This window comes from Streptomyces sp. NPDC057486, from assembly GCF_042802415.1.
GTDB classification, from domain to species: Bacteria; Actinomycetota; Actinomycetes; order Streptomycetales; family Streptomycetaceae; genus Streptomyces; species Streptomyces yanii.
In genome coordinates, this window is sequence record NZ_JBHVEE010000031.1 from 12,698 (window position 1) to 24,670 (window position 11,973).

The following is an 11,973-nucleotide window of genomic DNA, read 5'->3' on the forward strand; positions in this document are numbered from 1 at the left end:
GAACGGTCACCTGGTGGCCCAGCTGAGCACGCGCGTCAGCACCCGCAACGCGCCGAAGTGCGCCGCACCGCGCTCCACCACCATCTCCGCACCCGGGATGTGCTCCGCCAGCCACCGGGTGTGCTGCACCGGGGCGAAGACATCGTCCTCGCCGTGCCAGAGAAGTACGGGTGAAGTGATGTCCTCAGGACGGAACTCCCAGTCCTTGCTGAACGACATGACATCGTCGACCCAGCCGTCGGCGGAATCGCGCAGACCCTCGGCGAAGTTACGGACCAGCATGGCCCTGATCCCGGTGTCCGACACGATGCCGCGGTCCGAATCGGGCAGCCCGCGGTGCATATCGGCGACCGAACCCATCGGGTCCGCCCGGATCGACGCGGAACGGCGCTCCAGGGCGGCCGTCAGCTGGTGGTGGCCCGCTGCGGCGTTGATGTATTCGCGCACGTTGGATTCGGTCATTCCGTCGAACCAGTCGAGGCCCTGGGCGTCACGCGGCGCCAGGCCCACCAGCGCGGCGGTGCGCGCCGCGCGCTCCGGCAGCAGCGCGGCACACGCGAGCGCGTGCGGTGCCCCACCGGACCGGCCGACCACCGCGAACCGGCCGAGGCCGAGGGCGTCCGCGATTGCGGTGACGTCCGCGGCGACATGAGCCACCGACCGCCGAGGTAATCGGTGCGAGGCACCGTACCCGGGACGGTCGTACGTGATGAGATGGATGCCCAGCCGGTACAGGACGGAGCTGCGCGGGGCCGGACCGAGTCTGCTGCCCGGCGTGCCGTGGAGCAGGAAGACCGGCCTGCCATGCGGATTGCCGTAGTGCTCCACGGCCAAAGCGCGACCGTCCTCCGTGTGGATCAGCTGCTCCATCCGGTGCCTCCCCCTAAGGCCGATACGCGGCAAGTATGAGCGCAGGCTGACGTGTTGGTATAGACGCGCACAGGCCTTCTGCCCAGTGGCGGCTGTGCCGACGCGCCGCTACACCCGCCCCTTCCGCAGCGACGGAAGCCGGCGGGCCGCGAAGTCGACCGCGTCGGTGAGGTCGAAGAGGTGGCCGGTCGCCGAGCCCACCGGGCCGCTGCGTACCGCCGCACCGTTGTCCGTGCGGGCGAACTCCGCCCCGAGAGCGGCGAAGTCGCTGTCGTCCAGCGCCACGTCCTCGTACTCCCACCAGTGGCGTCTGCCCCGGGTGGTCACCACGCAGCGGTAGGTGCGGCGCGGCGGGGTGGGGACGCGGTACTCGCCGAGGTGGAACGCGGTGCAGGAGTCGAAGCCGGTGCCCAGCAGCAGGACGTGAGCCCGCACGTCGTAGAGGCGGGCCAGCGGCGAGTCCTCGCCGAGGTGGCAGTCGGGGCGGTGGTGTGCGAGCAGCTTGCCGGCAAGGGTGCCGAGGGCGGCGAACGAGGTCTGCGGATGGCTGCTGCGTGCCGCCCCCGGGGTCAGCCGTACGGCCTCCGCGAGCCGGCCCATCGACGGTGCGGCCGTGGTGGCGGGGTCGAACGGTGGCATGCTCGCGCGGACCGCATCCCGGGCGTGGTCGGTGAGGCCGCGGACCCGGTTGCGGTACTGGGGGGAGGTGTCGGAGTTCTCCGGTGTGAACGACGGGACGATCAAGGTGCCGTCCTCGCCGAGCGCGTCCCGCAGCGCACCGATCACCGCACCGGCCCCGCCGCTGACCGCCCCCACCGCCCGCATCGACGCATGCACCAGGAGGACACCGCTCCGCTCCACGCCGAGCCGGGACAGCTGACCGGCCAGCCGGCTTCGGCGGTGGGCGACGTTCACGGCACTTGGCGCACTGGTGACACTCACGAGTAGGGATTCTCCCAGCGGGGCGACATGTGTGATACCCCGCACATTCGGCCGAGGAGCGGCACTCGCTTATCGGTCCAGAAGGGGTATTTCGATCGCCGGGCAGTGGTCCATCACCATGTCGAGTCCGGCTGCCCGTGTGCGTTCGTACGCTGCGTCGTCGATCACGCCGAGCTGGAACCAGACCGCCTTCGCGCCGATCGCGACGGCCTCGTCCGCGACGGCTCCCGCCAGTCCGCTGTTGACGAAGACGTCCACGACATCGACCGGGAACGGGATGTCGGCCAGCGACGCGTAACCCTCCTCGCCGTGCACCCGTTCCGCCTTCGGGTGCACCGGGACCACCCGCTTGCCGAAGCGCTGGAGGACCGCGGCGACGCGATAGGCCGCTCGCGACTCGTTGTCGGACAGTCCCACCACGGCCCAGGTGTCGCCCGAGTCCCGGAGAATCCTGCGGATCGTCTCGGTCTCGGTCCCTGCTGCGTCTGCGTACATGATGCGGACAACCGACTGCGGCCGCGGGCCATTCCCGCGGCTGCGCATAGGGTGGACGGATGCAGGAGCAGTACCGGACAGTCGCCCGAGCGGGCGTGCACGAGACCGAGATCAACCGATCGCGCTTCATCTGCGCGCTCGCCCCCGCCGCCACCGAGCAGGAGGCGCAGGACTTCGTCGCACGAGTCCGCAGGGAACACCCGACCGCCACCCACAACTGCTTCGCGTACGTGATCGGCGCCGACGCCTCCGTACAGAAGGCCAGCGACGACGGGGAGCCCGGTGGCACCGCGGGCGTCCCCATGCTGCAGATGCTGATGCGCCGGGAGATGCGTTACGTCGCCGCCGTCGTCACCCGCTACTACGGCGGGGTGAAGCTCGGCGCCGGCGGCCTGATCCGGGCCTACGGAGGAGTGGTCGGCGAGGCGCTCGACGAACTGGGCACGATCACCCGGCAGCGGTTCCGGCTCGCCACGGTCACCGTCGACCACCAGCGGGCGGGCAGGCTCCAGAACGACCTGCGTGCCACCGGACGGGCCGTCAGGGAGGTCCGGTACCAGGAAGCGGTGATCATCGAGATCGGGCTGCCGGATGCGGATGTCGAGGACTTCCGGCGCTGGCTGGCCGATACGACGGCGGGTGAGGCGCTGCTGGAGCTGGGCGGCGAGGCGTACGGGGACACCTGAACGCGCTCGGCGGGGTGGCACGGCTCGGTATCGGAACGCTGATCGATCTTCTTCGCCGAACACGTCGGAGGCGATGCGTGGCGATGGGAGACTGTGAGTTGTGAGGAAGCAGGTTCGTGAGGGATCAGGGGCGCAGCGGCGTTAGCGTGGTCGGTGCCGACCGTGGGCTCCCGCGCCGGTCAGGTGCGGCTCCCGGGCACGACAGGCGCGGACGCTGGGTGCGAAGGAAGAGAAACATGCAGGTCGGAGCCAGGTCTTGAGGATTCTGCACACATCGGACTGGCACCTGGGGCGGTCGTTCCACCGGGTCTCGCTGCTGGAGGCACAGGCCGCCTACCTCGATCATCTGGTGGCGACCGTCGGTGAGTGCGAGGTCGACGCCGTCGTCGTCGCGGGTGATGTCTACGACAGAGCCGTGCCCCCGCTCTCCGCCGTCGAGCTCTTCGACCGGGCCCTGCACCGGCTCGCCGCCGCGGGCGTACCCACGGTGATGATCTCCGGGAACCACGACTCGGCCCGCAGGCTTGGCGTCGGCGCAGGACTGATCGGACGGGCCGGTATCCATCTGCGTACCGACCCGGCGGAGTGCGCCACCCCCGTTGTCCTGCACGACGAGCACGGCGATGTGGCGTTCTACGGGCTGCCCTACCTGGAACCGGCCCTCGTCAAGGACGTGTTGAAGGCTGAGCGGGCCGGACACGAAGCGGTGCTGACCGCCGCCATGGACCGGGTCCGCGCCGACCTCGCCACCCGGCCGGAATCCACCCGCTCCGTGGTCCTCGCCCACGCCTTCGTCGCGGGCGGCGAACCCAGCGACAGCGAGCGCGACATCACCATCGGCGGTGTGGCCGCCGTACCTGCCGGCGTCTTCGACGGCGTCGACTACACGGCGCTCGGCCATTTGCACGGTTCCCAGGCCGTCACCGACCGGGTGCGCTACTCCGGCTCACCCCTCGCGTACTCCTTCTCCGAGGTCGCCCACCGCAAGACCATGTGGCTGATCGACCTCGGGGCCACCGGAACGATCGACGCCGAGCGGATCGACTGCCCGGTGCCCCGACCGCTCGCCCGCCTCCGCGGCCGCCTGGATACCCTGCTCGAAGATCCCGCGCTGGCCCGGCACGAGGAGGCATGGGTGGAGGCGACCCTCACCGACCCGGTCCGTCCGGACGAGCCGATGGCCCGCCTCCTGGACAGGTTTCCGCACACCCTGAGCCTCGTATTCGAACCCGAGCGGGCCCCCGAGGACCCGCTCGCCTCGTACGCACAGCGCCTCAGAGGGCGCGACGACCAGCAGATCGCGGAGGACTTCGTGGCGCATGTCCGGGGCGGGAACGGGGCGGACGAGCAGGAGCGCACGGTGCTCCGCGGCGCCTTCGATCACGTACGGGTGGACGACGGCGTGCGCGAGGTGAACCGTTGAGACTCCACCGGCTCACCCTCACCGCCTTCGGCCCGTTCGGCGCCTCCCAGGAGGTCGACTTCGACGCGCTCTCCGCCGCAGGACTTTTCCTGCTGCACGGGCCCACCGGAGCGGGGAAGACCTCCGTCCTCGACGCCGTCTGCTACGGGCTGTACGGCGCGGTGCCCGGAGCCCGCCAGAGTCCCGGCACCTCACTGCGCAGCGATCACGCCCCGGCCGGCCTCCCCACCGAGGTCCGGCTGGAGCTGACCGTCGGCGGACGGCACCTGGAGATCACCCGGCGCCCGGCCCAGCCCCGCCCCAAGAAGAAGGGTGAGGGCTTCACCACCGAGAAGGCGCAGAGCTGGCTGCGCGAGTACGACCCCGAGCACGGCTGGCGGGCGCTCAGCCGCTCGCACCAGGAGATCGGCGAGGAGATCACCCAGCTCGTCGGGATGAGCCGGGACCAGTTCTGCCAGGTGGTGTTGCTGCCGCAGGGAGACTTCGCGCGCTTCCTGCGCGCCGATGCCGAAGCTCGCGGCAAACTGCTCGGCAGACTCTTCGACACCCGCCGCTTCGCGGCCGTCGAGGAACGGCTCACCGAACTGCGCCGTACCACCGAGACGCAGGTCAAGGCCGGGGACGAGCAGATCCTCGGGATCGCCCAGCGGATCGCCCAGGCCGCCGGACCTGCTGCCGGTGAACTGCCCCTGCCGGACGCCCGGCCCGGCGATCCGGGACTCGCGGACGGTGTACTGGGGTGGGCTGCGGTGGCCCGCAGCAACGCCCGGGAACGGCTCGACATCGCCGAGTCCGTACTCTCCGCCGCCGAGGGCAGGCAGGCCTTCGCCCGCCGCGAGCTCGACACCGCACGCGAACTCGCCAGACTCCAGCAGCGGTACGAGGAGACGCGGCGTCGCGCCCGTGAGCTCGAAGCCCGCCGCCCCGAGCGGGACCGACAGCGCGAGCGGCTCGAACGAGCGCGCAAGGCTCAACTCGTCGCCCCCGCATTGGAGTTGCGCGATGACGCCGAACGCGCCTACCGGACTGCCCGGGTGGCCCATGAGGGCGCCCGCGCCCAGCTGCCCGACACCCTTGTCGACGCGGGTGCCGAGCAGTTGGCAACCCTGGAACGCAGGCTCCGGCAGGAGCTCGGCGGACTCGATGCCGCGCGTCGTGCCGAGCGGCGCAGCGCGGAGATCGGCACCGAGCGAGCCGAACTGGAACGCCAGGCCCGCGCCGACGACGAACTGATCCAGGAAGCGGAAGGCTGGCTGACGGGCTGGGAGTCCACCCGCCACGAGCTGCACGAACGCATCGAGACGGCACAGGAGTTTGCGACCCGGGCCGAACACCTTGCGGGGCGGCTGGAGCCGTCCCGCCGCCGCCTGGACGCGGCCCGTCGCCGCGACGCGCTCGCGGCCGAGGCGACGGATGCGGCCGACCGGCTGGCGGCGGCCCGCGAACGCGCCCTGGGCGCACACGAAAGGTGGCTTGAGCTGCGCGAGCAGCGGCTGCGCGACATCGCCGCCGAGCTCGCGGCGGAACTCGTCGACGGCGAGGCCTGCAAGGTCTGCGGGTCGGGCGACCACCCTCAGCCCGCACGGGCAGCGGACGGGCATGTCGACCGGGCGGCCGAGGAAGCGGCTCTCGCCGTGTACCGGCGGGCCGAGCAGGCGCGTACGGAGGCGGATCGGGAGCTCGGAGTCGTACGGGAGAAGCACGCGATGGCGCGTGCCGCGGCGCTGCCCGTGGTGGGGGCCGCTGCCGATGATGCCTCTGACCGCGGAGCCGCCGGGACTGCCGATGACGGGCCCCATGCTGCTGAACCCGCCGTTGCCGAACTCGAGGCGCTGGTAGCCGAGTTGGCTGCCGAGCACGCCCATGCGCACCGTACTGCTGCCGGAATGCATGCCGCACGCGAGGCCCTCGCGGTCGCCGAACGGGAGCAGGCCGAGAGGCTCGAAGCGCGGCAGCGGGCCGAGCGCCGCTCCGCCGCCCGGATCTCGCGGCGGGAAGGGCTCGATCGGGAACAGGCTGGACTGGAAGCCGAGTTGACGGCGGCTCGCGGCGAATCCGGCAGTGTCGCCGAGCACGCCGCCCTGTTGGAGCGCCGGGTGGTTCTGCTCGCCGACGCCGCCGAGGCGGTGCGCGCCGAGGAGCTCGCGGCGCGGCGCAGCAAGGAGGCCGACGGCCGGCTCGCGGACGTCGCCTTCCGGGCCGGGTTCGACACGCCCGAGGCTGCCGCTGCGACCCTGCTCACGGACGCCGAGCACCGCGATATCCAGCACCGCATCGATGGCTGGCAGGCCGAGGCCGCAGCCGTCGCCGAACGGCTCGCCGAGCCCGAGACCCGCGCCGCCGCCGAGCACCCGGAGGCCGACCCCGACGCCGCACAGGCCGCGTACGACGCGGCCGAGGGGCGGCTGCGGAACGCCGCCGCAACGCTCGCCGCCGCCCGGGAGCGCTGCGCCGAACTCGGTCGGCTGTCCCGCCGCGCGGCGCAGGACGTGCGCGCACTGGGACCGGTGCGCGACGAGTACGACCGGGTGGCCCGACTGGCCGGGCTCACCGCAGGCACCTCCGCGGACAACGAACGCAAGATGCGGCTGGAGTCGTACGTTCTTGCCGCCCGGCTCGAACAGGTCGCCGCCGCCGCCACCGCACGGCTGCAGCGGATGTCATCGGGCCGCTACACGCTCGTCCACTCCGACGCCCGCACCGGAGGCCGCCGGTCCGGCCTCGGGCTGCATGTCGTCGACTCCTGGACCGGCCGTGAGCGCGACACGGCGACGCTTTCGGGCGGCGAGACGTTCTTCGCCTCCCTGGCTCTGGCGCTCGGTCTCGCCGACGTCGTCACCGACGAGGCGGGAGGGGTCCGGCTGGACACACTCTTCATCGACGAGGGGTTCGGCAGCCTCGACGACCAGACCCTGGACGAGGTCCTCGACGTACTGGACTCGCTGCGCGAGCGGGACCGCAGCGTCGGCATCGTCAGCCACGTCGGCGATCTGCGCCGCCGGATCCCGGCCCAGCTCGAAGTGGTCAAGGAGCGGCACGGATCGGCGGTGTTCCACCGCACGGCCGGCGGGGTCAGCGGCTGATCGGCCGTCGGGGGAGGGGCGAGGAGTAGACGACGCTGGTGGTGACGGAACCGAGCGTGCCGATCTTCCCCGTGACCTCCTCCAGGTGGCTCATCGAGCGAGCGGTCACCTTGAGGACGAAGCAGTCGTCGCCGGTGACATGGTGGGCTTCCACGATCTCGGGCGTCGCGTCGAGAAGATCGTGGAACGGCTTGTAGTTGCCGTTCGGATAGCGCAGCCGTACGAGGGCGAGAATCGGCAGTCCGAGCGCGTCCGGGTCCACCACGGCGGCGTACCCACTGATGATTCCCACCTCCTCGAGGCGGCGCACCCGCTCCGTCACCGCGCTCGGGGACATCGCGACGGCGCGGGCCAGCTCGGCGAAGGTCGCCCGTCCCTCGCGCTGCAGGACATCGAGGAGGCGCCAGTCAGTGGCGTCCGGGGAATAGTCGGTCATATCCGAGAGATAACAGGGAAATCCCCGGCAGATCAAGAGTTGTGCCGGGGATCTCGTCTTCCGGCAAAGCGTCACCGGTCGTAGATTTTTGGTCATGACTTCACAGCTCACTGCCTCCGCCGCCAACGCCGTCCTCCGCGTTCCGCCGGCCGCACCGGCCGCGGCCGCCGCGTACTTCGGCGCCTCGCTCGCCTTTCACGCCGACGTCTCCGATGTCGCCGCCGCCCTCGCGGCCGACGGTGACCCCGGCTTCGTCGTCCTCGACTCCCGGTCCACCGCCTCCTGGGACCAGGGACACGTCCCCGGTGCGATTCACCTGCCCACCGCGCTCATCGCCGAGCAGGCCCGGGATCTCCTGGACCCGGCTGTCCCCGTGGTCACGTACTGCTGGGGCCCCGGCTGCAACGGCGCCACCCGAGCCGCGCTGGCACTCGCCGAACTCGGCTACCGGGTCAAGGAGATGCTCGGCGGCTTCGAGTACTGGGTGCGTGAGGGCTTCGAGTTCGAGACCTGGGAGGGACGCGCGCGGCGCGCCGCGGACGCGCTCACCGCGCCGGTCGACTCCGACGACTGCGGCTGCTGAAGGGCGAACGCGGCGGGACCGTCATGGCCGCGTGGCGCGTCGGAAACCCGTCCGGCAAGCCGGGCGGACACCGCAGGAGGGCCGACCACCGGGCAGGACATCGACGTCGAGCGCGGCTTCAGGCGCTGCGACGGGGACCCTCCCCGATCAGGGCGGTGAACAGAGGTGCGGCGTCGGCCCCCGCGGGCAGGCCGCTGACCTGGCCGTCGCCGACCTCCACCACCCGCCACACCCCGTCGTCGCGCAGCGCGAGATCGGTCGTGACCCAGTGGCAGCCGAGCTGTTTCACCGCGGGGCGTACGGGGTCGAGCGCCGGCGACAACAACCGGTCCGGGGTGTCCGGGTGGGCGGTGACCAGCACCGGCTCGCCGTCCACCCACCACACCCGAGCCTCACCGCCCGGTACGAACCGCTCGTACGTGCGCAGCACCAGACCCCCGGCGAGCGAGTCCCCCTGCAGCTCGCAGAACCGTCCGGCGACCGAGGCGAGGTGTGCCCGGTCCGTCAACTCCGGCACATAGCAGGCCTCATGCCACTCGTGCTTGCGGGACTTCACGAAGTCCTTGACGATCCCGGGCCCCGCACCGAGTGGTTCCGCCAACGCCGCCAAGGCCGCCGACGCCGCGAGCGCCACCGGCGCCTCGTTGCCGGAGGCGCTGCCGTTCACCGCCACGGGACGCCACACGCTGCGCGGTGTCAGCCCTGCGAACACCTCGTACCAGCCCGGCAGCTCATGCGCGCGGCGGTACGCGGAGGTATCCGTCACCAGCGAGCAACCACGGGCCCTGAGCGCCCGCTCCAGCTCCCCGTACCGGCTCGCCGGAATCATCCAGCCCCGGTACCAGTACGGTCCGGAGCCGCGCTCCACCCGGGCGAGCGCAGCCTCGACGTCCCCGGCGAGCAGCGCGTCATGGTCGAGCAGCGTGACCCGGCCGCCGCACTCCCGTACCGCTTCGGCTTCCCCGGCGAACTGTGCGTCGGGACGCGTGGAACGCAGCGGGTCGGAGCAGAACAGGAATCTCGTCATGATCGTTGCGCCGCTCTCTTCCGGTGGCGGGGAAGCGGCCGGGCCCACCGTACCGAAACGGGCCCGGCCGCCTTCATGTCGCAAACCGTCCGGATCAGAGCTTCGACAGCTCGTCGACCAGATCGTCCAGACCCAGCGGCCCCTGCGACAGCGCGGCCATGTGCCAGGCCTTCGCGTCGAACGCGTCGCCGTGTGCCTTGCGGGCGTTCTCCCGGCCCAGCAGCCAGGCACGCTCGCCCAGCTTGTAACCGATGGCCTGCCCCGGCATGGACAGGTAGCGGGTCAGCTCGCTCTCCACGAAGTCCGCCGGCCGGCCGCTGTGGTTGCCGAAGAACTCCTGTGCCAGCTCGGGTGTCCACCGCTCACCGGGGTGGAAGGGGGAGTCCGCCGGGATCTCCATCTCCGCGTGCATGCCGATGTCCACGATCACCCGGCAGGCACGCATCATCTGCGCGTCCAGGTAGCCGAGACGGCGCTCCGCGTCGGGCAGGAAGCCCAGCTCGTCCATGAGGCGCTCCGCGTACAGCGCCCAGCCCTCGGCATTGGCGCTGACGATGCCGATCGATGCCTGGTAGCGGGAGAGACTGTCGGCTACATGGGCCCACTGGGCGATCTGCAGGTGGTGGCCCGGGACACCCTCGTGGTACCAGGTGGAGACCAGGTCGTACACCGGGAAGCGGGTCTCGCCCATGGTGGGCAGCCAGGTGCGGCCGGGGCGCGAGAAGTCCTCGGACGGACCCGTGTAGTACGGGGCCGCGGCGCCGCCGGGCGGTGCGATCCGGGACTCCACCTTCCGTACCCGCTCGGCGAGTTCGAAGTGCGTGCCGTCGAGGGCTTCGATCGCCTCGTCCATCAGGCCCTGCAGCCAGGCCTGGACCTCGTCGACACCGTCGATGTGCTTGCCGTGCACATCGAGATGGGCCAGCGCCTCCCAGGGACCGGCCCCGGGCAGCACCTTCTCGGCCTCGGCCTTCATCTCGCCCAGCAGCCGGTGATACTCGGACCAGCCGTACGCGTATGCCTCGTCGAGATCCAGATCGGTACCGTTGAAGTAACGCGACCAGCGGGCGTACCGCTCGCGGCCCACCGTGTCGGGCGCACCCTCGACCGCGGGGGCGTACACATCGCGCATCCAGTCGCGCAGCGCCTGCGTGGCCTCCGTGGCCTGCCGCGCGGCGTCGTCCAGATCCGCGCGCAGCGCGTCCGGGCCTGCGGCGACGAAGCCCTGGTAGAACCCGGTTCCGTCCTGCCCGACCCACTCGGTCAGCTGGCCGATGAAGGTGGCGGTGGCGCGCGGACCGCCGTACAGCTTCCGCTCCAGGCCGAGCGCGAGCGAGGCGCGGTACCCCTCCAGGGCTCCGGGAACCGCGAGCAGCCGCTCCACGATCGCCGCCCAGTCCTCATCGGTCTCGGTCGGCGTCACCGTCAGCACCTCACGGACGCTGTGCGCCGGCGAGTGCAGGTTGGAGACGGCTCGCAGGCCCTCCTCGGCCTCATGGACAGCGATCTCCGCGGTGAGCCGCTCCCGCAGCAGGCGGCCACAGCGGCGCTCTGCGTCGCTGTCAGCGCCCGGGAGCTGCTCGGCGGCGTCGAGCTTCACCAGGGTGGCGCGGGCGAGCTCGGCAAGGGCTTCCTGCCCGGCGGGGGAAAAGTCGGGAAGACGGCGGGAGCTTTCCGCTACACCGAGGTAGGTGCCTGAGATCGGGTCGAGTTCGATGAATGCGTCGACGTAGGCGTCGGCGACCTGGCGGGGCAGCGCGCTGTTCGAAGTGTCTGACATGCGGACATCTTCGTACGGTCAGGGGGCCCGCGTCACTATCAATAGGCCTCAGGGACCTGACACAGTTCATTCCGGTTCGACGTGGTGGACGCGGATCACCGACCGCGGCGGCCGGAACCGGTCATTCGGATTCTTCGGTCCTTCCGGGCGCCGTGGCGGCCGGCGGCAACAGCGGCCCGCACTCCCATTGCTGGAATATCAGCCGCGTCTCCACCCGGGCCACTTCGCGCCGCGAGGTGAACTCGTCGAGCACCAGCCGCTGCAGATCCGCGGTGTCGGCAACAGCCACGTGGACCAGGTAGTCGTCGGGGCCGGTCAGATGGAAGAGCGCGCGGGACTCCGGCAACGCCCTGATCCGCTCGACGAACGGGCCGATGAGCTCCCTGCGGTGCGGGCGGACCTGCACCGAGAGCAGCGCCTCCAGACCACGGCCGATCCTGGCCGGGTCGAGACGCAGCCGGTGGCCGAGAATCACGCCTGAGCGGCGCAGCCGGGCCACCCGGTCCAGGCAGGTCGACGGTGCGACCCCGACCTCGGCGGCGAGCTCGCGGTACGTGGTCCGGGCATCGTTCTGCAGCAGCCGCAGAATGTGCAGGTCCACCGGGTCCAGAACGACGGAATCAGCCATTCGCCGAACGTAGCACGGTG

Annotated in this window: 11 protein-coding genes; 4 read left to right on the plus strand and 7 right to left on the minus strand. The window is 71.4% G+C overall.

The genetic code is table 11. From position 1 onward, the window contains the following. Positions 1–6: 6 nt before the first annotated feature. The 3 genes from ACFU6I_RS16880 to ACFU6I_RS16890 all read right to left on the minus strand — a co-directional run bounded on the left by ACFU6I_RS16880 (position 7) and on the right by ACFU6I_RS16890 (position 2,307). The gene (locus ACFU6I_RS16880; protein ID WP_384366752.1) at positions 7–870 is read right to left on the minus strand and encodes an alpha/beta fold hydrolase; all 864 of its coding nucleotides are present in this window, start codon (positions 868–870) and stop codon (positions 7–9) included. 108 nt (positions 871–978) lie between these two features. Then, a complete protein-coding gene (locus ACFU6I_RS16885) occupies positions 979–1,812 on the minus strand; it encodes an aminoglycoside N(3)-acetyltransferase (protein ID WP_384366755.1) in 834 nt (277 codons plus the stop codon). 69 nt (positions 1,813–1,881) lie between these two features. Beyond that, entirely contained in the window at positions 1,882–2,307 is a 426-nt protein-coding gene (locus tag ACFU6I_RS16890; protein ID WP_384366758.1) for a CoA-binding protein, read from the minus strand. Between the two features lie 59 nt (positions 2,308–2,366). Between ACFU6I_RS16890 and ACFU6I_RS16895 the strand changes: the two genes are divergently transcribed. From ACFU6I_RS16895 to ACFU6I_RS16905, 3 genes are all read left to right on the plus strand, one after another. Continuing rightward, positions 2,367–2,993, plus strand: a complete 627-nt coding sequence (locus ACFU6I_RS16895) for a YigZ family protein (protein ID WP_384366761.1) — start codon at positions 2,367–2,369, stop codon at positions 2,991–2,993. Positions 2,994–3,249: 256 nt separating this feature from the next. After that, positions 3,250–4,416 carry an exonuclease SbcCD subunit D gene (locus ACFU6I_RS16900; RefSeq protein WP_384366763.1) on the plus strand — a complete coding sequence of 389 codons (1,167 nt, stop codon included), beginning with the start codon at positions 3,250–3,252 and terminating at the stop codon, positions 4,414–4,416. Then, positions 4,413–7,499: an AAA family ATPase gene (locus ACFU6I_RS16905; protein WP_384366766.1), complete on the plus strand. Its 3,087-nt coding sequence runs from the start codon at positions 4,413–4,415 to the stop codon at positions 7,497–7,499. Before ACFU6I_RS16900 ends, ACFU6I_RS16905 begins: the two co-directional genes overlap by 4 nt. Here the strand turns inward: ACFU6I_RS16905 and ACFU6I_RS16910 are convergent. Then, a complete protein-coding gene (locus tag ACFU6I_RS16910; RefSeq protein WP_384366769.1) occupies positions 7,489–7,935 on the minus strand; it encodes an Lrp/AsnC family transcriptional regulator in 447 nt (148 codons plus the stop codon). The genes ACFU6I_RS16905 and ACFU6I_RS16910 overlap by 11 nt on opposite strands. A gap of 88 nt (positions 7,936–8,023) precedes the next feature. Between ACFU6I_RS16910 and ACFU6I_RS16915 the strand changes: the two genes are divergently transcribed. Beyond that, the gene (locus ACFU6I_RS16915; RefSeq protein WP_384366772.1) at positions 8,024–8,518 is read left to right on the plus strand and encodes a rhodanese-like domain-containing protein; all 495 of its coding nucleotides are present in this window, start codon (positions 8,024–8,026) and stop codon (positions 8,516–8,518) included. A 118-nt stretch (positions 8,519–8,636) separates the two neighbouring features. On the opposite strand, the gene ACFU6I_RS16920 is transcribed toward ACFU6I_RS16915, so the two are convergent. From ACFU6I_RS16920 to ACFU6I_RS16930, 3 genes are all read right to left on the minus strand, one after another. Beyond that, on the minus strand, positions 8,637–9,545 hold the full coding sequence (locus ACFU6I_RS16920; RefSeq protein WP_384366775.1) for an ATP-grasp domain-containing protein: 909 nt from the start codon (positions 9,543–9,545) through the stop codon (positions 8,637–8,639). Positions 9,546–9,639: 94 nt separating this feature from the next. Next, complete coding sequence (locus ACFU6I_RS16925) at positions 9,640–11,325, minus strand: DUF885 domain-containing protein (protein WP_384366778.1); 1,686 nt, start codon at positions 11,323–11,325, stop codon at positions 9,640–9,642. 121 nt (positions 11,326–11,446) lie between these two features. Continuing rightward, positions 11,447–11,953 carry an Lrp/AsnC family transcriptional regulator gene (locus ACFU6I_RS16930; protein WP_384047761.1) on the minus strand — a complete coding sequence of 169 codons (507 nt, stop codon included), beginning with the start codon at positions 11,951–11,953 and terminating at the stop codon, positions 11,447–11,449. Between the last annotated feature and the right edge of the window lie 20 nt (positions 11,954–11,973).